Source organism: Agrobacterium sp. 16-2014-1-2a, assembly GCF_053522705.1.
Genome location: NZ_JBNWBX010000010.1, coordinates 141000 through 163528 on the forward strand (window position 1 = coordinate 141000; position 22529 = coordinate 163528).

A 22529-nucleotide genomic window follows, 5' to 3' on the forward strand; every position below is an offset into this window, starting at 1 on the left:
CCCCCTGTCAGACTCCTCCGTCGACGACCATCGAAGTCGGGAAGCCACCATGAGGCTTCGCAATGAACGCTAGGCGCGCTTTGCGGAGTGGCCACGTCTTATCTCGCCACCAGTAAAACTCCAGATGCGATCTGCCCTGCGCGCGGATTTCCGACTCGATATCGCGGCTCTCACGTGAACCCGGGACAGCAAGAAAAGTTCCCGTCACGATGCAACGGGTGCTGCCCCTTACAGTGGCCTCGGTGTCGAAGACGGCGTCGCTGATGCAAACGCCCATGAAATCCCTGCTGCGCTGGCCTTTAGGGGTCTCAATGATGAGATCACCAGACGTGCGGTCAAAGTAGATTTTCACTCGGCTGCCGATCTCAGGTGGCTGACGAGAGACGTGCGGTATATCCATTTTCTACTCCTCTGGAGACTGCGTTGGCACCTGTGGGACGGTCGCAAACACACCCGGGGAGCTGTCTTGCACCGCCGGTAGGTCGAAACGCGGATCAGTGAGATCGAGCGCGCCAGACCGCATCAGAGGCTTCTCGAGCCGATCGAATATCCATTTATCTGCCTGTGACGTGAGCGCCATATGCGGTTTTCTCATGATGGCGCGCCGCGGATTGAGATTGCCGCCACTGCCGGCGTTCAGATTGCGTTGAGTTGGCGCAAAAGAATCCGGACCAAGTTCGATCATCATATCGACCATGGACACGTCTGCCGAAAGAGGTCCGTTAATGACACATTGGCCCGAGCGATGCCTGAAACCACTCCCTAAGTGCGACGATGTCAGCTCTTGTTTCTAACCCAATAGCGCAGGCAAAGTGATAGGCATCTCCGGCAAGCTCCCCGGAAAAAGGCGCTATCAGCAAGCCCGCAGCAAGCGCATCCGCTACCAGAACCCGGCTGGCTATGACCACGCCTTGTCCCGCGATAGCCGCCTGGACGGCTAGCATGCTATCGGGAAAGCGGGGTCCGACACTGGTGTCGACGTCGGCCACACCGGCCTGCGCGCACCAGCGCAACCAGTCTGGTTCCGGCGAGGGCCGGTTTCGTCCGTCGATATGAATCAGTATAGCGCGCCGCAGATCATCAGGGTGGGACAGACCGAGCCGTGCGCTACAAACGGGTGTCATCACGTCACGGCAAAGGTAGGTACTGACCACGCCGGGGAAGGGACCACGCCCGTAACGTATTGCAGTCTCGACACCACCCGCCCGCAAGTCCTCGACGGAGTTCGACGTATGCAGCCGGAGATCGATCATCGGAACAGCCTGGCGGAGCGTGTCCATCCGCGGCACCAGCCAGTGGCTGAGAAAAGCAGTGGTGGATGAGAGGGTGACTGTCGTCGGGGTCGTATCTGCCAGCAGTCGCGTGACTGCTCTTTCGATTTCGCCGAAACCAGAGGCCGTCGCCTCGTACAGGGTCTTGCCCTGCGGCGTTAACGTCACCGCTCTCGGCGACCGGTCCAGGACGCGCAGGCCCATATGGGCTTCGAGTTGCTTGATCTGATGGCTGATGGCCGTCGGCGTCACCGAGAGTTCTTCAGCCGCCGCCTTGAAACTCGCCCGCCGTGCAGCGGCTTCGAAAGCGCGAAGGGCGGACAATGGCGGCAAGCGAGAGCGACTCATGCTGAATCCAGTTCACCTTGAAGCTGAGTAATTTGACTTTTTCTATTTGTATAAGCGGCTGTACAGTGCTGATCGTCAAACCCTATCAAAATAAACTCATTCAAGGCAGCAGGGAAAATGGTCGAACTGGTCGCAGGTCTCATTGATGTCTTCGCAGACGCGCCATTGACCGGCAATCCGCTCGCGGTGGTGCAGGACGCCGACGACCTTACCGATGATGTGATGCGGCGGATCGCCGGTGAATTCAATCAGGCCGAGACCACCTTCATACTTCGGAGCGCACGTGCCGATTGGAAACTGCGGTCGTTCACCGCAAGCGGTGCGGAAGTGTTCGGTGCGGGCCACAACGCACTCGGTGCGTGGCTCTGGCTAGGAGAACATGGGAATCTCGGTTCGCTGACGACCGCCCGGACCTTTCAGCAGGAGATCGGTCAGGATGTTCTGCCGATCGAGCTCGAATTGATCGGCGGTCGCGTCCACGGCCGCATGCGCCAGGCGCCGCTGCGCTTGTCGGACCCGCTCAGTGATGTCGCGCCTCTCGCCGACGCCCTTGGCCTCGGTCTGGGCGACATTCTGTCAGAACCGCCGCCACGTCCCGCTGACACCGGCGCGGCTCATCTGATGGTGCGCGTTCGCAATGCCGGCACGGTTGACGAGGCGCGACCCGATGCCGGCAAGCTCCTCGCCGTTCTGAGAAAGACGGCGGCGGAAGGCTGCTATGTCTATGCGTTCGATGCCGAAGCACCGAACACTGCCTACGCCCGGTTCTTCAATCCAACCGTTGGCCTGTGGGAAGATTCTGCGACCGGAACCGCCGCTGGCCCTCTGGCGGCGTATCTTGCAGCCACGGGAAACCTCAGGAACAACGAATTGGTGATCGAACAAGGTACCAAGATGGGCCGCCGCAGCATTCTGCATATCCGGCTGAAGCCCGAACCGGAACTCTCCGGGACAGGCATTGTCGTGTTGAGAGGCGTGATCCGGCTTTAATGCTTGCACCCGGTCCTAGCGCCCGTACCGATCCTTCAAACTCCAGCAAGCCGGCGCTGTGACGTCTCCTGGTTCTGGGGCGACGACTTTATCGTGCTGCCGCCCTTTATGCGAGCCAACGGCGCTCTCTTCCTCGAACACGTGATGCCAATTCTTTAGGATCGCGGCATTTTCCATAACGACTGTACCGGCGGCGCCGACGCGAGACTTTTGCCCTGCCGCTCCCCAAAGCCAGTACGTGATGGCCCGCAGCAAAAAATCTGCATTTGAACAACTTAGAAAACTCACTTTGCTTCCTCGTGCCCATAAAAGAGAACAACATTTCATGACTTTATACATAGATTTTATAGACTGGCAGGCTCAGGCTCGTTTTAAGTCCATACCGTAAGGCACGCGGAAAACGAGGTTCACCCTACAATTGCGACGAGGAGGTTGGATGACAGCCAACGGTCTGTCCATTCTGGTGCGTTCAATTCGAGAGACGCCCTTCTCCTCGGCTCTCATTTCCTGGACGCCAAACGCAACGTCGTGGCAGCCGGGAGGGCGGAGGGATCGTGAGTAAGCAAGCTGTCTCTACCACCATTGGTCATTCAGTTCCGTCGTATCGCCCGTTCGCGCTCCTCTCCGCGTTCGCCGTTCGAGTGGGGCCGCTTGTGGTGCTCGTCACCGTTTGGCAGGTGGCATGTGATTTTGGAGCCGTGCGACCCGTGTTGCTGCCGGCCCCATCAACCATCGTTCGCACCATATGGAACATGACATTGAGTGGGGAGCTTGCCGAGCATGTGGCGGTAAGCAGCGCCCGTGTGCTCCAAGGATTCGGCATCGCCGCTGTGCTCGCCCTCGCGCTTGGCATCGTTATGGGGCTCATCGGGCCGTTGAACCGGCTGGCTGATCTAATGGTGCAGGTGTTAAAACCCATCCCGCCTATTGCCTGGATCCCGCTGTCCATCCTGTGGTTCGGTATTGGGGAGGAGGCCAAAATTTTCATCATCGTCCTCGGCGCCTTTTTTCCCATTTTAGTAAGCACTCTTGACGCTGTCCATCAGACTGATGTCCGCTATGTGGAACTAGCTCGGGTGCTGGAAGTGCCACGGCTCAACTTCATCCGTCAGGTGATGATCCCCGGCGCCCTGCCGCAGATCATGTCGGGGCTCAGGCTCGGCATCACCATGTCTTGGATGTGTGTTGTGGCAGCCGAGCTGATCGCAGCATCGAGTGGCATCGGATTCCTCATCATGGACGGCCGCGTAATGTCGAATGCCAGCGTTGTGCTTGCGGGAATGATTACCCTCGGCGTCCTTGGCAAGCTGACCGACGATGCCTTACGCTTCGCTGAGCGACGTCTGGTGCGCTGGCGCGCCGGCTTCAGCGGGTTATGAGGGGTGATATGACCGCTGCCGCATTCCCTACAACACCCCCCGCCGCTACCGATCATACGCTGCTGGTCCAGGGCGTCTCCAAAAGCTTCAGTCGGCCTGACGGGTCGGAAGTGCGTGCTCTGGACCATGTGGATCTCGTTGTACGGGACGGCAGCGTCACCTGCATCATCGGTGCAAGCGGCTGCGGCAAGAGTACCCTGTTGCGCATCGTCGCTGGCTTGGAACCACAGTTCGGCGGGACGGTGCTGCTGGGCGGTCGGCCGCTGAAGGGACCGGGCCTCGACCGAGGCATCGTGTTCCAGGACCACCGCCTCGTTCCCTGGATGACGGTGGAGGCGAACATCGCCTTCAGTCTCCACCGTTTGCCCAAGGCGGAGCAGCGGCGAGTCGTGACTGAGAAGTTGAAGCTGGTGGGCCTTGAAGGATTTGGGCGGTCCTATCCGCACCAACTGTCCGGTGGTATGGCGCAGCGCGTCGCCATCGCGCGCGCGCTTGCGCACCAGCCGGAGTTGCTGCTGCTGGACGAGCCCTTCGGTGCGCTCGATGCGCTGACCCGCCTCCAGATGCAGGACGAGGTGCTGCGCATCCGCCATACTGACAATCTGACCACCGTGCTCATCACACATGACATCGAGGAGGCCATCTATCTCGCAGACGAGATCGTGGTGTTCTCTGATCGTCCCGGCCGTGTACGTGCGCGGTTTACCGTGGAGCTGCCCCATCCGCGCGACCGCGGCGATCCCGCCTTCGCCCGTCTGCGCCATGAGTTGCATGCCCAGTTTTTCCACCACCGCAATTAGCTCATTTTGAAAGAAAGTCGTCCAAGATGCTAAAAAACATTGCCAAAACTGCCACTGCCTTGGTCGCCGCCGCACTTCTCTGGTCCGGTTCCGCTGCAGCGGAGACCGTAAACATTGGATTCATGCCGTTCGTGCCTTATTCCGCCATCCTGCTGGCCAAACAAAAAGGTTGGGTAGATGAGGAGTTTACCAAGGCCGGCTTGAAGGACGTGGAGGTAAAGTGGCACCAGTTCGCGGGCGGTCCGCCGGTGAACGAGGCCTTCGCCTCGGGCGCTCTCGACATTGCCGCGCTGGGCGACACGCCCTCCCTCATCGCCTTCGCCAATGGCATCGATACTCGCTTTGTAGGCCTCGCCTGCAAGGGGGCCAAGGCTGAGGCGCTGGTAGTGCTCAAGGACAGTTCGGTGAAGACAGTGAAAGACTTGAAGGGCAAGAAGGTCGCCACCCTGCGCGGCGGCAATGTACATGAGCTGCTGGTGCTGGTGCTGGCCGAGGCCGGCCTGAAGATTTCCGACGTGGAGTTTCTCAATCTTGGCCTGCAGGACATGGGCATCGCCCTTACCAAGGGCGACGTCGATGCCGTCCTGGTGTGGGAACCGCTACTTACCAAATTGGACAGCGAGGGTGTCTCGCGTACCCTGCGAGACGGCGCCGGCCTGAAGAGTAACCTCAACCCGATAGTCGCCTTAGGCAGCTTCGCCGCCAAGCATCCGGATGTGCTGAAGGCATATTTGCAGGCGGTAAAGCGCGGGGCCGAGGCATTGCGCTCTGATCCGGCCGGTTCAGCCCAGGTCCTCGCGCCGGTAGTGGGCCTGACGCCAAAGCAGACTGAGCTCGCCTTCTCCCGTTTCGAGTGGAAACCGACCGTAACCGAGGCGGATCAGGCAGAGCTGGCGGATTCCGTGAAGTTCCTCCTGGACAACCACTTCATCAGGCAAACCTTCGAAGTATCCAACTTCGCGGATCAGGCCTTTTTCAATTTCTAACGCGAGGCAGAGGATGCCCGAGAAAATCAGGTCAAATGCGTTTCTTATGAATACCACCGGTCACCTCGTTCCGAGGCTTTGGCGGCATCCGGAGGATCAGACCCGGAACTATTGCGATCTTGATTTTTCGACCAAAAACGCACGTTCACGCGACTTGGGTCTGGTCAGCAATACGAACACGCGTTCAGCGAAATGAGAAGGGTATGTTGATGGGCGTTCGCCAAGTATTCGGTCTTGGGCTGATGATATCAGACCCAATCACTACGGCAGATCTTGTTACGGTCGCCCGAACGGCTGAAAAGGCTGGGTTCACGACACTGACTATCGGGGGCAGGGAAACCATCCTGGATCCAACAACAATCCTGGCCGCGCTGGCGGCCAGGACCGAGCAGATCGGGCTGGTTGCGGCGGTGAACGTCGATACGGCTCTGCCTTATGATTTTGCACGCCGTCTGGCGTCTCTTGATCACCTCTCGAGTGGACGGGCAGGCTGGAAGCCATATTCGACTGCCGATGAGCCTGACGAAGCCCGGATCGCGGAGTTCGTGCATGCCGTCAGCCACCTCCTGGATAGCTGGGATGACGATGCCGCCGTTTACGACAAGGAGAGTGGAATTTATGTCGACATCAGCAAGGTTCATCGGCTCGATCACATCGGGGAATATTATAGGGTAGCTGGCCCGCTCGATATACCACGCGCCCCTCAAGGTCGACCGGTCCTGGTTCGAGAGGTCCTCGCTGCCGATCTTGCCGAAGGCGCATGGCCCACGGCGGACATCATTGAAATCGTTCCGGTCCCCGGTCAGAGCACGAACAAGCCCCTCGCACCTCGTGCCGAGGGAAATACCACCCTCCTAAGTATCGTTGCAGACACTGGCGATCTCGCGTCGATGCATGCACTGCTCAACGATGGGGACGTTGATGGAGCGACTGTCCGTGTAGCGCCACGGATCGATGCCGTCGCGCGGGCGGCGAGAGATATTGGGTTATGGTCAAAGCCGCGCGGAAGCAATTTGCGTGACACGCTTGGGTTATCCCGTCCGGAAAGCCTGTTTGCCCTTAGAAGAAATGGAGTTTCCGCATGACCAGCCGTCCTCTCGCTCTTCTGGTCAATCCCCTGCTGTGCGGCCACCACGAGGCAGCCTGGCGGACGGAACGCGCACAGCCCGAGCGGATTCACAGTCTCGATTACTTCCAGCAACTCGCCCGGACTGCCGAACGTGGACGATTCGACGCCGTGTTCATGGCCGACTTTTTCATCTTCAATCCTGCGGTCATGTACAGCCCGCGTTGGGAAGTCGAACCCGTCACGCTCTTGTCTGCGGTCGCTCAAGCAACCGAGAATCTCGGTTTCATCGCCACGGGCTCGGCGATCTTCTCCGATCCGGTTGAGGTCGCCCGGGTCTTTTCGACCTTCGACCATGCCACTGGAGGCCGCGCTGCCTGGAACATCGTGACCTCGGGCGAGCCGGCGGCCGGTGCCAACTACGGCCTCGATAAGCCGATCCCCCATGCCGAGCGCTATGAATTGGGCGCGCGCAACACAGAACAGGTGCTCGCATACTGGGACGGCGCACCGGTCCCCGACGATGTTGCACCGATTGCCCGTCCGGTCCAGGGCCGCCCGGTTCTGGTGCAGGCCGGGTCTTCCGCCACGGGGCGAGATTTCGCGGCCCGTTTCGCCGAACTGGTGTTTAGCGCCCAATGGAATTTCGAAGCTGGCAGGGACTTCAGAAATGACCTTAGGCGCCGCGCCGTGACGCATGGCCGAAACCCCGATGATGTGCGTCTTATCCTGGGCCTCAGCTTTGTCATCGGCTCCACCGAGGCAGAGGCCCGCAGCAAGAAGAAGGCGCTTGACGACTTGATCCTGCCCCACGCCTCACATGGCTGGTTACAGAGTTTCGGTATCGACCTGACCGCGTTCGATTTCGACGAGCCCCTGCCGCGGACACTCGGGAACATCGATCTGTATGAGGGCATCAAGAGCCGCTTTTCGGTCATTTCATCCCTGGTTGACAGCACATCGCCACTAACCATCCGGCAACTGGCCAGCGCCTTGGCCGGAAGCCGCGGCCATCATCTTGTTATCGGCACGCCGGAACAAATCGCTGATGCGGCAGAAACCTGGTTTGTGGGAGGGGCGACGGACGGATTTATGGTGATGCCCCATGAATTGCCTGCGGAATTCGAGTTGTTTGTGGACGAGGTCATCCCGATCCTGCGTCGTCGAGGCCTCGTGGATCGCGATTATCGTGGACATACGCTTCGCGAGAACCTTGGGCTGCCCATCAGCCCGCCCGCGCCGTCATGGGCATTCCAGACATGAATATCGAACAGGGTTCCACCGGACAGCGGCGGCACAATTCCGAGCATGTTCGGGATACGCACGTCTTTAAAGACCTGTCAGTCGATTACGGACTTGCAAGCGGCGTGCAGGGCTCGCGTTCGCATCCCATGATGGTGGGCCTGTCATGACATATCCTTCGCAAATCCCCAACATCTCGACGCTGTTTGACCTTTCCGGTCGGAGGGCCGTCATCACGGGCGGCGCTCGGGGGATCGGGCGCGCTATCGCTGACGGCTTCTTAGAAGTGGGAGCTGATGTCGTCTGCATCGACCGTGGATGGGAAAGCTCTGACCTCCCGGCCGATAACCGGCAGATTGTCACGGCCGATCTTAGCGACCGTAGCGACCTGAAGCGCGGATTCGATGAAGCTGTGGAGCGACTGGGGGGCCAGATCGATGTCCTTGTCAACAACGCAGGCATCTGGGACGACACGCCGTCGCTCGATATGGAGCTTGAGATGTGGGACAGGATCATCGAGGTCAATCTGACTGCGGCCTTCGCGCTGAGCAGGCATGCAGCCAGGCTGATGCTTCCCCGAGGCCGCGGACGAATAATAAACATTGGCTCCATCCGCAGTCTGAGGGGAGGCCACAATGCGGCTGCCTATGCAGCCAGCAAGGGAGGGATCGCCTTGCTCACTCAGACCTTGTCGAATGAATGGGCACCTTCAGGACTAAGGGTCAATGCCATAGCGCCCGGCGCTATGGTCACCGCCCTGACTGAAAAGCTGCGCCACGATCCTGAAGTGGTCACCCGCTTCATCGAGCGCATCCCTGCCAGAAGATGGGGATCGCCCGCCGATGTGGCGGGCCTGGCGATCTTCCTGGCCAGCGACGCCTCCGATTATGTCACTGGTGCAATCATCCCCTGCGACGGGGGGTTCCTTGCCGGTTAATCGAGCGAAACACGTTTTTCTGGAAAAGCAGAGACCGGACCAAAGGAAAACAGGAACTGATGAAGTGGTCTCAATCCACGCAGCGCTGGCTCGTTCGAGGCGAAACGGTTCAACAGGAACGCCGGTAAAGTTTCATTCTCAACACGTGGGAAGAAAATCTTGAAGCAAGTAGAAGCTGATGAATTCGATTTCATCGTCGTCGGAGGAGGATCCGCTGGCGCTGCCGTCGCTGCAAGATTGGCTGAGCGTGCGGACTTGCGGGTTCTGCTCCTGGAAGCTGGTCGACAGCAGTCCGGCATCCGGTTCCGGCTGCCGATATTGACTCCGTTCGCGCTTGCGAAAGAGGATGCAGTCTGGAACTTCACGACATTGCCTGAACCCGGCCTCAATGGCAGGGAACTTGTCTGGCCGCGCGGCAGGGGACTTGGGGGTTCCTCTCTCATCAATGGCATGCTCTGGGTACGGGGAGACCCGGTGGAGTATGACCTCTGGGCTGCCTCAGGCTGTACCGGCTGGTCTTATGGCGATCTGCTGGATTTCTTCAAGCGCAGCGAAACATACATTCCCGGTGATCCGGCGAGCAGAGGGCAGCGCGGGGCTGTGACGGTTACCAGGCACCGTCCAGCAGATCCTCTCTCTGATGCCTTCCTGAAGGCTTGCGGTAACATGCAGGTATCACAGCAGGATGATTACAATGCGGGTATTTCGGAAGGCGCAGGCTATCTCCAGTTCAACCAGCGCCGGGGATTGCGTCATGGCACAGACCGTGCCTATCTCTCGCCCGCCAGCAGGTGTGCTAACCTGACCATTCGCGAAGGCGCTGTTGCAAACCGCATCCTCTTCGAAGGGAAGAGAGCGATCGGGGTGGAGTATCGCGCGGCTGATGGCCTGAGATGTGCCATCGCACGGCGGGAGGTCGTTCTATCCTGCGGCACCGTCCAATCCCCGAAGCTGCTTGAGCTTTCGGGTATAGGGGACGGTGAGGTGCTTGGCCGGGCAGGTATCGTGCCACTGGTGCACCTCCCGGGCGTCGGAGAAAATCTGCGCGATCACCTTAATGTGCGCGTCGGATTTCGTACCCGTTTCCGCGGCACCCTGAATGATGTCCAACACAGCTACGTCTGGAAGGTACGCGCCATGCTTTGCTGGCTTGCGCGAGGCGGCGGTCCCCTATCTACCATAGGGGCGACAGCCCATGCATTTGTGAGAACCCGGTCGGACCTCGAACGGGCGGACGTGAAAATCCAGATGCTGCATTTCAGTGCACCCCACAATACCGGAAATATCAGCGGACGTCTGGATGAGTTTCCCGGCTTCAGCATCTCGACGTTCGTCCTGAGGCCGAATTCGACGGGTTCCAGCCACATCCGGTCGGGCGCCGCCGCGGAGCCGCCGGCGATCGTTGCGAACTACCTTTCACACGAGGAGGATCTCCGCTCGATGCTCGGTGCCTTTCGATTCATCAACAGAATTGCCTCGGATTCGGTCTTTGATGATCTTATGGTCTCACGGGACAACGACCTCGCGGGTCTGCAGAGCGATCAGGACATCCTGGAATGGGCAAAAACAACCGGTCTGACGTCCTACCATCCCATCGGAACGTGCAAGATGGGTACGGATTCCGCAAGCGTCGTCGATCCGAGACTGAGAGTGATCGGTGTTGACGGACTGAGAGTCGTTGATGCGTCCGTCATGCCGACAATGCCATCCTCCAACACGCACGGACCCACCGTCATGATTGGGGAGAAGGGGGCGGCAATGATCCTGGAGGATAGTTTGTCGTGATAGTCGTTCGACATTGACAGGTTCAGCGTCTGTGGGTGCCGCCCAAATTCAGAAGGAGAATATTTTGATCCGAGACCTGGACCTGGTTCGCAATGACTTTTCTGTTTGATTAGGGATGATTGGTAACGTTCTGCCTAATTTCCTGCAATGCGTGTTAGCCATGCATCCAGGAGGCGTGCGATCGTCTCGGGTTGCTCTTCTTGTACGAAATGGATCCCAGCGCCTGCTGCTTCTATTTCCAAATTACGGATGGTAACCTGACTCCACTTCAATATGGCATCGGTGAGTAGAAAACCAGGTTTGAATGTCAGCAGTAGCTTGGGAGTATCGCTCGTATTGAGCCAGTTTACCGCCTGTTCCAGGAATGCCACAGTGCTTGCTGGCTCGCCATCCACAGGAAGATTGCGTGGTCCTGCGAGTATCGCCTTGCGCGAGTGCGGCGTCGGAAACGGCGTTTGGTATTGCCTTAGGTCCTCCGGCGCCAAAGGGGTAAGGAAAAACCAGGGGAAAAGCTCAGTCAGGAAGCGGTTTTCCTGCTGAACGAAGATTTCACCTTCGCCCGGTTGGCGCAGCTTCGCCCGGCGGGTGACGAATTCCGGTGACAGATCCACCGAATCAATGTTCCGTAACACTGGCTCGAAAAAGGCCACGGCTCGGACGCGGTCTGGATTCCGGCTGGCCCAGTTTAGTCCAAACGCTGCGCCATAATCCTGCAGAACCAGCGTCACATTCCTTAGGTCGAGGGCGTCGAACCAAGCGTCAACGTAACGCTGCTGATTCTCCAATGTGTATTCGATATCAGGCTTGCTAGATTGGCCGTACCCGATCAGATCGACGGCCAATAGCCGACCGTGTCCATGGAGACGGCGGAATATGTGGCGCCACAGATAGGAACTCGTGGGATTGCCGTGGAGAAAGACGATTGGCGCACCTGAACCATGTTCAACCGTGTGGATTTGCAGGCCGAATGCCGGCACATCATACGCTTTCGCGCCGTCACCAAAGGCGGAATGTGGTGATTTCTCAGTCATGTGACGGTGTTCCTTCAAGCCGAAACGAAGAACTGAGGGTCGGGAAGCACGTTCAATGCTATGGTCAAACGATTGCCGTAGGAGAAGAAAGCAGAGACTTCCAGCACCTCCAGAATCGCGGGTTCGCTGAAGCCAATTGCTCGGAGCCGGGCGAAGTCGTCACTGCCCACACTATGGGGCGTAGTGGCCAGCTTCTGCGCCAAATCGGCCAGCGCTCGCTCGCGTGGTGCCAACGTCACATCATTATGGTTTCGAGCAATCCGGTCCGCCAACACACGATCTCCAAGGGCGGCTGCCAACGCCGGGCGGTGGTTGAACACGCAATAGCTGCAGCCTGTCGCTACAGACGTCACGACTGCGATCAACTCACGCTCGGATGCGCTGAGATGGCTGTTGCTCTGGTCGAACAGGTGCTCATAGAAGGCCATAATACGCAGAGCGGTACCCGGATTGGCAGACAGCGCCGTCAGGAAATTCGGGACAAAACCGAACTTCTTTCGAATCCTCATATGGATGTCGCGCAATTTCTGGGGCAGTTCGTCCTCTGTCGGAACGCGAAGACGCGAAATGGGCTCTTCCAACTGCCCGGTCGATACGGGAGATGAAGTGACGGAATGGGGCGCTGTTGCCTGGCTCATAATGGAAAGTCTCCCGATTGTGGGGTTGAAGTCGAGATCGCTGTTAAAATCCCTTTGCGGCGACTACGTCCCCGATCGCCACGATGCGTCGAGTAGCAATGAGTCCGCCACGCCAACGAATCTTGCAAAGATCGCCATGTCATTCGGCGGCTTGCGCTGCCGGAGGAAAGACGCCGAGATGGATCTGGCCAATGAGGTCGTGGGTCGCGTCGCTGTTCGGCGGATGGAAGGGGCCGGAACGGACGTCGCGCGTCAGCCGCTCCAGTTCGTTTCGACGGAGCAACGAGCTAGCGCCGGCAACCTTGCTGGCGCGATCAACGATCCGGAGTGCCCCATCGACAGCGTGCTGTTTGGCGCCAAGCAATTTGGTTGGCCAGAGTAGCCCGTGATCCACGCCCTCGGTCCATTCCGCCGCTACGCGGCTGAGAAAAGCCCAAATACTATCGAGTTCTATAGAAGCCTTGGCGATTTCGACCTGTGTTTGCGGATGATGGGCATAGGTCCGACCGGAGAGTGCCGGAGAAACGCGGGATTTAGCCGTTTCCACCGCGATGTCGAACGCGCGATTGGCAATGCCGTAGTACACAGCACCGATCGGAAGAACAGCCGAAGCAATGATGCCGTCAACAAAAGGATCGTTCGGCGGGCCGGCTGGAAGCACGCGCGTTACATAAGGTTTTGCCGCGATCACTCCCTCCAGGATTGTATCATCACTCCGCGTCGCGCGCACGCCATGCGAATCCCAGGTTTCTCGTGTGTGGTGCCCGGGATCCTGCCGGCGAATAAAAGCATGGACAATTTTTGGTGTGGCTGGATCGCTTGCATCGAGTGCATGGATTCCGAGCCAGTCCCAGACGGGTGAAAGAGAGGTAAAAATCTTCCGTCCGTGAAAGCGGTAGCCACCGTCGGCGAGTGGTTCGGCCACCACGTTGGAGCCTGCGAGGCCAAGATCGTTGCCTGGCTCGCCATGGCCGGCTGCAAAGATCCGACCCGCTGCCGCCTCTTCGAGGATCCAGTCGGTTGAGTGATCGCCACGGCGCCAGAGATAAGCAGCAGTACCGATCCAATAGAGGTGCATGTTGATTGCCAGTGCCGTGGCGGGTGCATGATAAGAAAGCCGCGCCTGTTCGGCCAGTACCTGTGACAGGGTCAGCCCCCGGCCCCCGAATTCCACCGGCAGTGCTGCCTGTAGGTACCCGACTGCTTTGAGATCGGCGAGATCCTCAAAAAAGAAGCGGTTTTCCCGGTCATAATCCGCAGCGCGACTTTGAAAAGTGTGAAGCAAGACTTCATCAAGGAGATGTTGGCCTGCCTCCAATTTTGTATCAAGGGAATAAGTGCCCATACTGATCCTTTAGTCCTCCTTGAGTCTTAAACGGACTATTGGAAAATCGGTTATTATGAGAAGAATTTATCATCCGGAAGGATCCCCAAAGATATAGTGACCCTGTTGGTGTGATTGAACCAGGAAGCTGTTTCAACAGCCTCCAATAATTCTTCATCGGAAAGCTCAAGATCCCTGAGCTTCTCGAAGTCGGCTTGCGAGATAGTTTTGGGGCTTAGAGTCACCTTGACCGCCAAATCAGCTAAAGCCCGCTGTCGCTTTGACAAGTCGGCGAGATGGTAGTCGAGCGCGACCCGACGAGCAAAACCCGGATCATTGAGCAGGTCGCCAAAGGCGCGCGTGTGATGAATCTCGCAAACGCCACATCCGTTCGTCGCTGAGACAACCACGGCGATTAACTCGCGATCCTGTAGCGGCAACCGCCTGCCCGTCGCCGCGAACAGATGCTCGAAATGACCGGTGAAGCGGCGAGCTGTGTCAGGATTGAGCGAAAGCGCCCGAACCCAGTTCTCATGGTGGTGACGATCAACTAAAGCCTGAATATCTTCAGGCAGTTCGGATTCGTCCGGAATGCGCAAACGGGAAATCCGCTGGCTCCGAGCCAGCCCGTCGATCGTTGTCATGCCATTCTCCGTCGATATTGAGGGGGCGACTGAATAAACGGAAGTCAGTTCTCTATTAATATTGTCTATTAAAAATATAGACGAACTAGACGAATCTAATTTCGCACGCGTGGGGAGAAAAACTTTCTCATCGCCGTTGCTTGGGGCACTGTGTCGTCATTTCACGATGTCTTGAAGGCTGACGCGGTCGATCGTCGTGAGCACGGCAATCACAATAACAACGCCCTTGACGATTTCCTGGGTGAACGTGCTGACGCCAGAAACGTTCAGGCCGTTGCTCAGGATAGTGATAAGCGCGACCCCGAGCAGGGTGCGCTGTGCGCCGCCGACCCCGCCTGTAAGTGCCGTGCCGCCAACGACGATTGCAGCGACTGTGTCGAGAAGATACCCGTCCCCGATTGAGGGGGTAGCGGAACCCAAACGCGACAACAGAAAGAACCCACCGATCGCAGCGAGTGTGCTTGAAAGCACAAACGCATAGGTCTTGTAGCGGTTGATAGCGATGCCGCTCAGTTTCGCGACACGCTCGCCAGCCCCTATCGCGACGATGTACCGGCCGAACCGGGTATGGGACGTTGTCAGGCTCAGCACGAGCCAAAGCAGCAGCGAAAGGAGAAGGACGTTGGGCACCCGCGGGATTATCTGCCCGTTGGCGAGCATCGAAAAGTCGTCGTCGTTGACGAACAGGGCAGTGCCATCAAGCACGTGCAGCATGATGCCCGTAAAGATGGAACTGGACGCAAGAGTTGCAATGAACGACGGCAGCCGCAGGACTGTCGAAAGAACGGAATTGAGCAGGCCGGCAGCGATGCCGAAACCGAGCACGGCGAGGAGGGCCGTTGTGTAACCCGTGCCAAATTTCTGCAGGAGAACGGCGCTGATCGCGGAGGCGAGCGCTGCGACAGCAGCAACGGAGAGGTCGATGCTGCCCATTAGCACGATGAAGGTCGCGCCGAGCGAGATCAAGAGCAGTGGCCCGGCCTGGGCTCCCATGACCGTCAGGTTGAGCGGCGACAAGAATGCGGGCTGCTGGAAAGCGAAGTAGCCAATAAGAATGAGAAGCGCCGATGCTGGCAGCCAGGTCGCCCGGTGTTCGCGCGAAACGATGGCCGTTGCAACACGCGCCTTCCAGGTTTCTATTTTGCCGGTTGCCTGCGGAACTTCAATTTCACTAATCTGCTTCGGGATCATAGGAATCTCTTCAAGGCGCAACAATCGGCGTCTTCTCGTTCGAGGCGGGACCAATCATATCGGCGACAAGGGCGTGCTCGGTCGTGAGCGTTTGGCGGTTGTCGATATCGCTGACGATCCGACCATCTCGCATGATCAGTATCCGGTCGCTGAGCGAGATCAGCTCCGGGAGATCATCTGTAACGTAAAGGATCGAGGTGCCATGAGCGGTAAGATCTCGCAAAAGCGCGTAGATTTCACGCTTGGCTCCCACATCCACGCCAGCGGTTGGATTCTCTATCAGAAGCAGCACCGGCTCGCGATGGATCCAGCGCGCCAATGATACCTTCTGCTGATTGCCACCGCTCAGTGTACGCAGGGGTTGACCTGAAACGGCCTTGATCCGCAGGGACACGATCATCTGTCTGGCGACATTTTGCTCACGAGCAGAACGCCAGATGCCGAATGCGTTGGAAAAACCGCGAGCGCCGGCATGACCGCTCGGCAGAGAAATGTTCGATGCGACATCCGCGGTCACGACTACCGCTTCGTTCGACCGATCACCGGGAATGAATGCGATGCCCCTTTGTTTCCGCTGGGCGATAGATCCTGCAAGCGGCATGCCCCCAAGCTCGACCGTGCCGTCCCGATGGGAGGTTACGCCCGCCAGAACGCGCAGAAGTTGCCCCTTGCCCGATCCCAGAAGACCGCCGATACCGACGATCTCGCCCTTTCCGACGTTGAAGGAAATGTCGGTGAGGTGCGTTAAGCGTTGCCCTGCCGACGGTCGGCTGGAACGTGAAAGCCCCTTGACGACAAGAAAGGGCTCTTCATTGAGCGTCGACCTCTTGCCCGGCGTCGTGCTTTCGAAAGCCCGGCCGACCATCAACCGGTGCAATCCGGCCTCATCGAACTGAGAAATCGGCCCTTCTCCGACGATCGCACCATCCTTCAGGACGATCAGCCGATCGCAGACGTCGAAAACTTCCTGCAGGCGATGCGAAACGAAGGCCACGCCCGCGCCTTGCCTGCGAAGCCTGCCCATGCTTTCCAGAAGCCGGACCACCTCGGCACGGCTAAGCCCGGTTGTCGGCTCGTCGAAGAGTACGAAACCGGAGGGCAACCCCAGCACTTTCGGTAACAGAATTGCCCGACAGACCTCCAGCGATTGCCGGGTGGCGAAGTCGTAGTTCAGCATCAGGTGCTTGACGTCGACCGCGATACCCATGGAACGCACGAGGTCGCGGGCAATATCAATCATCTTCGCCTTATTCAGCACCCCAAAGCGCGTGAAACGCTTTTCATGGCCGAGGAAAAGGCTCTCATAGACAGGCAGGGCCCCGATCAGCGCGGGATCCTGAAAGATCCGCCAGATCCCGCGCTGATTGGCCTCGTAATAATTTTCCAGGGCGACCGGCGTGCCGCCGATCGCTACGGTTCCTCTGGATGGTTTCAATGTACCGGAAAGCACGTTAAGAAGCGTCGACTTGCCAGCTCCATTTTCCCCAACGATACCGACAACCTCTCCCGACCGGATCGCGAGGTTTATATCGCGAAGGGCGGGCGAAGGACCAAAGGAATGGGTGAGGCTCTCGACGCTCAGAATGGACATTCTCAGGCCTTGATGCCCTTGAAGCTGAAGTCGTCCAGCTTGAGTTTGTAGGCGCTCTCGTAGCGCTTCGTGACAGCGTCGAACTCGCCCGTTTCGATAGACTTGGCATAGTCTGCCTGAGGTCGGTAATCTGCAGGCTTCTCGATGCCGGTGGCAGTGAAGTAGTCGTCGTACCTGATCGGGGCGAGCGGCGCCTGAGGGTCCCATTTGTCGCCGCTGATGACATGCGACAGCAGCTTCGGATCGAAGGGCAGGTTCGGATTGTCCACGTAGCGCGCCAGAACACCATCAACATTGTCTTTGGTGACGAGAAGCCCATTGAACCCCACGAACCTTTCCGGGGCGGACGCCTCATAGCCGTTCAGAGCATCGAAGAGCCGGGCGACAGCCTGGACACCGTAATAGGCCGGAGACTGGAACGCGGTGGCCGCGACTTTTCCGGCCTTGATTGCCCTGAAGATATCGGTTGCGCCATCCGCTCCAACCGTGAGCACTTCCTCACCGGCCTCGATCTTGAGACCGCGCAGCGCTGCCAGAACCCCGGTCAGCGATCCATCATTCTGGGCGATAATGCCGTTGGGCACGCCGTGGCGGGCGATGAGGTCCTCGGTCGCTTTCTGCCCTTCCTCGGCGCTCCAATTGCCTGGCAGACTTCCGGCGATCGTTACACCGGGAAATTCGGCAAGCGCACGCTTCACGGCCGCCGTGCGCAGATTGTCGTAGGATGAACCCTTCGAACCGGTGATATGCAGGAATTTGGCGTCCGGCCCGAACTTCTTCACCGCCAGGCCAATGGTGTATTTGACGGCTTCATACATATTACCGCCGCGATTTCCGTCCTCACGCGCAACGATTGCCTGCGCAAAGCCGGTTCCGGCGTCAATCGGAGATGTCCAGGGAATGTTGTTGCCGACATTGACCACATAGCCGCCGCCCTCTTGCGCTGTCCGGGCAATCCGCTTCAGACTGCTCCCGTCGGCGCTGACGATGAGGAAGAGTTTTGCACCTGCCGCAGCGGCGGACTGCGCCTGCGTAACGGCCGTGCCATCGTTGAGGTTGAACGTCGTCGAACTATAGGGAAGGCCGAGAACAGCTGCGGCCCGCTTTGCCGCATCGTTGATGATGGTGTTCCATTCATTGCTCAGCAGCAAAAGCTGATGCAGCGGAGCGGATTTAAAACTCTGAGCGCGTGCTTCCCAGCTGGGCAGAAATCCACTTCCCGCCACGGCAAGACCCGCCCCTGCCTGGAGCAGACGGCGGCGAGAAAGCGAGCTTGATAAGGGTGAAGAAGTTACTTTAGATGAAGTCATTTGAAGGATCCTTTCATAGGGTGAATTGGCTTATGCGGTTTGAGGTAGAGGCAATTGGGCAGTTCTACTGGGGTAGTTGCCTTGGCGTTTTCACAGCCGCGGCCGCCGCCAGTTGAAGTCCTGGCGAGCTCCTTATTCATAAAATCCGTCCGTGGATTTGATCAGGCTCGCAAACTGCTCCCGGTCGTGACCGAAGAGGACTTTGAGAGAACGGGATTCGGCGTATTTCCTGATATAGCTGACCGTCCGATCGTAACCGATCGTATCGTGGAGAACGCCGGCTCGGCGGGCCGGAGGACCATAATTTGTGGCGGTGTAACAAGCGTCTGAAACGAGCAGAAACCCGGGCCGCTTCTCAAGCTCCACGGCAATACCCAACATCCCGGCAGCATGGCCGCTTCCGAAGTTGAGCAGGGTCACTCCAGGCGCGAGTTCTCTTTCTCTCTCATCGCGACTGACAAGATCCCAGTTTCGTGGGGCCGCAAACCACGCCTCGATATCCTTGACGATGTAAGGCGACGAATGATCCCCCGTCGCGAAATACCGGACTGCGGTTGCGAATTCATCTTCATGTGCAATCAGCCTCGACTTTCCGAAATACTCGACGCAACCGGCGTGATCATTGTGAAGATGCGACAGGACCACCGTCGAAATATCGTCCGGTGAAAGGCCGAGCTGCCTCAGCCGTTCCGGCAGATTGCATTCCGACGCCCCGATATAGGGCGCGTTCAGTTGCGATTGCGCGGGCCACCGGCCATTCGTTCCCATGCATTCCGGGTGACATCCTGTGTCGTAGAGGACCGTGGCATCGGTGCATTGGATGAGGTAGGCGGAGACCGGAATGTCGATCAGACGACTACTCACCGTCGGCTTCTGCGGCGTGACAAAAGTGGAGTTGGCGATGATGAAGTTTTCGTCGACACGAATTTCACCCAGGTCGAGAACGAACAGCTTATTTCCCATAAGATCTCCTAATTAAGTCACGCGATCTGGTTCAGCGCCGGCTGAGGTGAGGTTGACCAGCCTCGACGCGAAACATCCGCTAGGCCTTTCCAATGCCGGTGGTCCAAAGATCCGGCGGCAGGCTGCGGTTAACCGCGAAATCACCGATCTGACGCTCCTTGTAGATGACCGGATTGTGGGAGGAGATGGCGCGGGCGTTTCGCCAATAGCGATCCAGCCCCAACTCGTTGCTGAGCGCAGACGCTCCCAGTCCGTCGAAGAGGACGGTCGTCGCATCGAGGATGAGTTGGTGGACGACGACCTGTGCCTGGTAAATCTGCACCTCGAGTTTGCCGATCTCCGTTCTTTCCCTGCAGCCTTTAGCAACAGCGCGGTGATAGGCGTCGGCGGCTGAAAGTACGATCGAGTTTGCCCCGTGCGCATTGGCAAACACCTTACCGACGAGCTGGAGCACCTGCGGATCGTCGCTCGCGGTGCTGGCAGCCGCGTGGGAATATGTCCGTTTGCGTGACCGCACATAGTCCGCAACGGCAGTGGACGCCCCCCGCCCGATTCCGACAAGCGTTGCCAGATGGGCCAATTGAGCGAAGGCCGTCAGGAACGGCCACCGCGATGCCGATGGCGCAATATCGTCATCGTGCAGAAGGACCTGATCGAATACGGCGGTCCCACTGGCGGTCAGTCTCTGTCCGAAACCGTTCCAGTCATCGACAATGGACGTTCCTGGCGCCGTCGTTTTTATAAGCGCTATGATCAGCTCGTCAGCATTGTTCAAGCCGCTGACAGTCATCCATTCCGAGAACAGAGCGCCGGTCGTATAGAATTTCTGGCCGTTGAGACGATGGCCCTCATTGGTTTTTATGATGGAAGTCGAAAATTTGCCAAGCGTGGCATTTCCAACCTCCGTCGCTGCAGCGGAGATGATCTCCCCGGATCCGATGATGTCGATGCAACGCCTCGTCCAGGCGTTGGATGGTTCGTCGAGAAGCTGTCCGAGCAATCCGAAATGGGCGCGGAAGATCTGCGCGACATTCGAGTCTGCCTCTGCAAGCTCGACGAGCAATGCAAGGAGTTCCAGCGGTGTCGCTCCCAAACCGCCTTTATCTTTGGGGAGAAGCAGCGCACCGAATTTGAGCGCTTTCAGCCTTGCGACTTCATCGCGCGGGAGTGTGCGTGTCGCATCTCTTTGGCGCGAGCCTTCGGCGATTTCGGCGAACACCGGCCGGAAAATTGCCACGAGTGTGCGGAATGCGGGTGTGTCGATTGTCGGCCAGGTATGAGGATGATGGGTCAAGGGCGTTCACTTACAATTTGGAAATAATGACGGTGTTGTCGCGCTACGTGGCAGGCGGCGCCTGTGGAGCCCGCCTGCCGGATAAAGCTCAGCTTCCCAGCCACGCAGCGGCGAAGTCGACCGAATGCCCGGACGAATCCTCGGTGTGGTTGTGCAGCGTCTTGCGATAGAGCGTCAGGTTCTGGAACTGAACGAGGTTTACCGCCGGCAGATCGCGGTGAAGGATGTGTTGGAACCTGACGAAGTATTCTTTGCGCTTCGCCGGATCGATTTCGATCGATCCTTTCTCGAAGATCTCATCGACCTCGGCATTGCTGTAGCCGGAGTGATTGGACCACGGCACGCCCTTCTTGATGTTCTTCGACCAGTAGCCGCGCTGGATGCCGTCCGTCGGATCATAACCGTTGGCAAGATGCTGGAGGTCGATATCGAAGGCCGCGTCGGTATAGACGCTCTTGATGTAGGTCGCGTAGTCGTAGCTCTGGATCGCCACGTCGACGCCGATGTCGCCGAAGGCGGATCGGAGGAATTCTGCGCCGACACGGGTTGGCCCGTAGACAGGATTGTAGGTAAGGCGCAGCGCGAACCGTTTCCCATCACCACCACGCTTGTGGCCGGCCTCATCAAGAAGCGCTTCCGCCTTGGCCTTGTCGAAGGCATAGAAGCCGATACTTGGATCGTGATATTCTGCCATCGACGGTGCAATCGCGGTCGGGGACGGCACAGCATATCCCTTCCAGACGAGACGGATGTAGTCGTCGATATTGATGGCGTGAGCGAAAGCCTGGCGAACACGCAGATCGCTGAGAATCGGATGATCCAGACGGAAAAACAACTGGTTCAGACTGCCTTCAAGCTCGTAACCGCGAGTCTCGACGCCGAAGCGCGGATCGTCGCCAAGGCGCTTGATCTCGTCGAGCGGCACGGGTGTGTGATAGCCTACATCGACGTCTCCCGCCTCGAAAGCCGCCCCGCGGGCGCTGACATCAACGATAAACCGTGTCACCACAGCATCGAGCAGGGGCAGATCCTTGATCCAGTAATCGGGATTGCGTTCGAGCAGGATATGGCTGCCGCGTTCCCACTCCTTGAACACGTAGGGGCCCGTGCCTATCGGTTTTGCGTTATAGGGGTTCGCCCGAATATCCGTCTCTTCGTAGAGGTGTTTCGGGATGATGGGCGAAGCGATGCCGGAAAGGGCCGGCAACAGGAATGGAACCGGTGTCTTGAACTGGGCGACGACCGTCAGTGGATCGGGCGTGTCGATCTTTTCGAGCGATGCAAACGTCACACGCCGGCGCGGATGGGTTTCCTTCAACGTCAGCAGCGAGAATGCAACGTCCGCGGAGGTGAACGGTTGACCGTCATGCCACTTGATGCCCGGGCGCAGGTGAAAAGTGTAGGTCTTTCCATCCGCGCTGATATCCCAGCTCTCCGCAAGATGTGGTTTGAAGGTCCGGTCGAAACTGACCTTCAACAACCCTTCGATGACACGGGAACCGACGCCGGCGTTGCCGGTGTTCTGGAACAATTCGATGAGCATGGCGGGTTCGCTGGCGGCGACGATGCGGGCGGTACCGCCACGCACCGGCGTAGTTTGAGCGAACGAAATACCGGGTATGGCGGTACCCAATGCGCCGATTCCGAGGGCGGCGTTGAACGTCCGGCGCGACAGTTTGATCATGAAATTCTCCTGGCTCGTGAAGTTTCGGGTTCTGTTGTTTTAGGGAGTCCGTTGC

At 58.4% G+C, this 22529-nt stretch carries 22 protein-coding genes; 9 read left to right on the forward strand and 13 right to left on the reverse strand.

The genetic code is table 11. From position 1 onward, the window contains the following. Window positions 1-7: 7 nt before the first annotated feature. Genes ACQZ45_RS23545 through ACQZ45_RS23555 form a run of 3 tightly spaced genes read right to left on the reverse strand, consistent with a single transcriptional unit; the run spans window position 8 to window position 1619 of the window. Window positions 8-400 carry a hypothetical protein gene (locus ACQZ45_RS23545; protein WP_045231685.1) on the reverse strand — a complete coding sequence of 131 codons (393 nt, stop codon included), beginning with the start codon at window positions 398-400 and terminating at the stop codon, window positions 8-10. A 3-nt stretch (window positions 401-403) separates the two neighbouring features. Then, on the reverse strand, window positions 404-697 hold the full coding sequence (locus ACQZ45_RS23550) for a hypothetical protein (protein ID WP_045231684.1): 294 nt from the start codon (window positions 695-697) through the stop codon (window positions 404-406). A 25-nt stretch (window positions 698-722) separates the two neighbouring features. Next, on the reverse strand, window positions 723-1619 hold the full coding sequence (locus ACQZ45_RS23555; protein WP_045023424.1) for a LysR substrate-binding domain-containing protein: 897 nt from the start codon (window positions 1617-1619) through the stop codon (window positions 723-725). A 117-nt stretch (window positions 1620-1736) separates the two neighbouring features. Here ACQZ45_RS23555 and ACQZ45_RS23560 point away from each other — a divergent pair, with 117 nt between their 5' ends. From ACQZ45_RS23560 to ACQZ45_RS23600, 9 genes are all read left to right on the forward strand, one after another. Then, window positions 1737-2609 carry a PhzF family phenazine biosynthesis protein gene (locus tag ACQZ45_RS23560; protein ID WP_045231683.1) on the forward strand — a complete coding sequence of 291 codons (873 nt, stop codon included), beginning with the start codon at window positions 1737-1739 and terminating at the stop codon, window positions 2607-2609. 554 nt (window positions 2610-3163) lie between these two features. Further along, complete coding sequence (locus ACQZ45_RS23565) at window positions 3164-3988, forward strand: ABC transporter permease (protein ID WP_233278968.1); 825 nt, start codon at window positions 3164-3166, stop codon at window positions 3986-3988. Further along, complete coding sequence (locus tag ACQZ45_RS23570; RefSeq protein ID WP_080803206.1) at window positions 3985-4788, forward strand: ABC transporter ATP-binding protein; 804 nt, start codon at window positions 3985-3987, stop codon at window positions 4786-4788. Before ACQZ45_RS23565 ends, ACQZ45_RS23570 begins: the two co-directional genes overlap by 4 nt. A 26-nt stretch (window positions 4789-4814) precedes the next feature. Further along, on the forward strand, window positions 4815-5774 hold the full coding sequence (locus ACQZ45_RS23575; RefSeq protein ID WP_045231682.1) for an aliphatic sulfonate ABC transporter substrate-binding protein: 960 nt from the start codon (window positions 4815-4817) through the stop codon (window positions 5772-5774). Window positions 5775-5977: 203 nt separating this feature from the next. Next, on the forward strand, window positions 5978-6859 hold the full coding sequence (locus tag ACQZ45_RS23580) for an LLM class flavin-dependent oxidoreductase (protein ID WP_045231680.1): 882 nt from the start codon (window positions 5978-5980) through the stop codon (window positions 6857-6859). Then, complete coding sequence (locus ACQZ45_RS23585) at window positions 6856-8103, forward strand: LLM class flavin-dependent oxidoreductase (protein ID WP_045231679.1); 1248 nt, start codon at window positions 6856-6858, stop codon at window positions 8101-8103. The genes ACQZ45_RS23580 and ACQZ45_RS23585 overlap by 4 nt, the downstream gene beginning before the upstream one ends. Beyond that, complete coding sequence (locus tag ACQZ45_RS23590; protein WP_154965369.1) at window positions 8100-8252, forward strand: hypothetical protein; 153 nt, start codon at window positions 8100-8102, stop codon at window positions 8250-8252. The genes ACQZ45_RS23585 and ACQZ45_RS23590 overlap by 4 nt, the downstream gene beginning before the upstream one ends. Further along, the gene (locus ACQZ45_RS23595) at window positions 8249-9019 is read left to right on the forward strand and encodes an SDR family NAD(P)-dependent oxidoreductase (RefSeq protein WP_012654998.1); all 771 of its coding nucleotides are present in this window, start codon (window positions 8249-8251) and stop codon (window positions 9017-9019) included. The genes ACQZ45_RS23590 and ACQZ45_RS23595 overlap by 4 nt, the downstream gene beginning before the upstream one ends. 159 nt (window positions 9020-9178) lie before the next feature. Beyond that, the gene (locus tag ACQZ45_RS23600) at window positions 9179-10804 is read left to right on the forward strand and encodes a GMC family oxidoreductase (protein WP_010974855.1); all 1626 of its coding nucleotides are present in this window, start codon (window positions 9179-9181) and stop codon (window positions 10802-10804) included. Window positions 10805-10938: 134 nt separating this feature from the next. On the opposite strand, the gene ACQZ45_RS23605 is transcribed toward ACQZ45_RS23600, so the two are convergent. The 10 genes from ACQZ45_RS23605 to ACQZ45_RS23650 form a co-directional block, all read right to left on the reverse strand. Beyond that, on the reverse strand, window positions 10939-11835 hold the full coding sequence (locus tag ACQZ45_RS23605; protein ID WP_049783284.1) for a haloalkane dehalogenase: 897 nt from the start codon (window positions 11833-11835) through the stop codon (window positions 10939-10941). A 14-nt stretch (window positions 11836-11849) separates the two neighbouring features. Continuing rightward, on the reverse strand, window positions 11850-12473 hold the full coding sequence (locus ACQZ45_RS23610; RefSeq protein ID WP_052816127.1) for a peroxidase-related enzyme: 624 nt from the start codon (window positions 12471-12473) through the stop codon (window positions 11850-11852). 139 nt (window positions 12474-12612) lie between these two features. Further along, window positions 12613-13818 carry an acyl-CoA dehydrogenase family protein gene (locus tag ACQZ45_RS23615; RefSeq protein ID WP_010974857.1) on the reverse strand — a complete coding sequence of 402 codons (1206 nt, stop codon included), beginning with the start codon at window positions 13816-13818 and terminating at the stop codon, window positions 12613-12615. Between the two features lie 53 nt (window positions 13819-13871). After that, complete coding sequence (locus ACQZ45_RS23620) at window positions 13872-14441, reverse strand: peroxidase-related enzyme (protein WP_010974858.1); 570 nt, start codon at window positions 14439-14441, stop codon at window positions 13872-13874. Between the two features lie 156 nt (window positions 14442-14597). Continuing rightward, window positions 14598-15632, reverse strand: a complete 1035-nt coding sequence (locus ACQZ45_RS23625; RefSeq protein ID WP_010974859.1) for an ABC transporter permease — start codon at window positions 15630-15632, stop codon at window positions 14598-14600. Between the two features lie 10 nt (window positions 15633-15642). Next, on the reverse strand, window positions 15643-17223 hold the full coding sequence (locus ACQZ45_RS23630; protein ID WP_233278969.1) for a sugar ABC transporter ATP-binding protein: 1581 nt from the start codon (window positions 17221-17223) through the stop codon (window positions 15643-15645). Between the two features lie 2 nt (window positions 17224-17225). After that, a complete protein-coding gene (locus tag ACQZ45_RS23635) occupies window positions 17226-18533 on the reverse strand; it encodes a sugar ABC transporter substrate-binding protein (protein WP_045023428.1) in 1308 nt (435 codons plus the stop codon). Window positions 18534-18665: 132 nt separating this feature from the next. Next, window positions 18666-19496, reverse strand: coding sequence for a quorum-quenching N-acyl homoserine lactonase AiiB (gene aiiB / locus ACQZ45_RS23640; RefSeq protein ID WP_045023430.1), 831 nt, complete (start codon window positions 19494-19496; stop codon window positions 18666-18668). A 79-nt stretch (window positions 19497-19575) separates the two neighbouring features. After that, a complete protein-coding gene (locus ACQZ45_RS23645; RefSeq protein WP_010974863.1) occupies window positions 19576-20790 on the reverse strand; it encodes an acyl-CoA dehydrogenase family protein in 1215 nt (404 codons plus the stop codon). An 88-nt stretch (window positions 20791-20878) separates the two neighbouring features. Then, window positions 20879-22474 (reverse strand): ABC transporter substrate-binding protein, encoded by a 1596-nt coding sequence (locus ACQZ45_RS23650; RefSeq protein WP_010974864.1) that lies wholly within the window; start codon window positions 22472-22474, stop codon window positions 20879-20881. Window positions 22475-22529 lie beyond the last annotated feature (55 nt).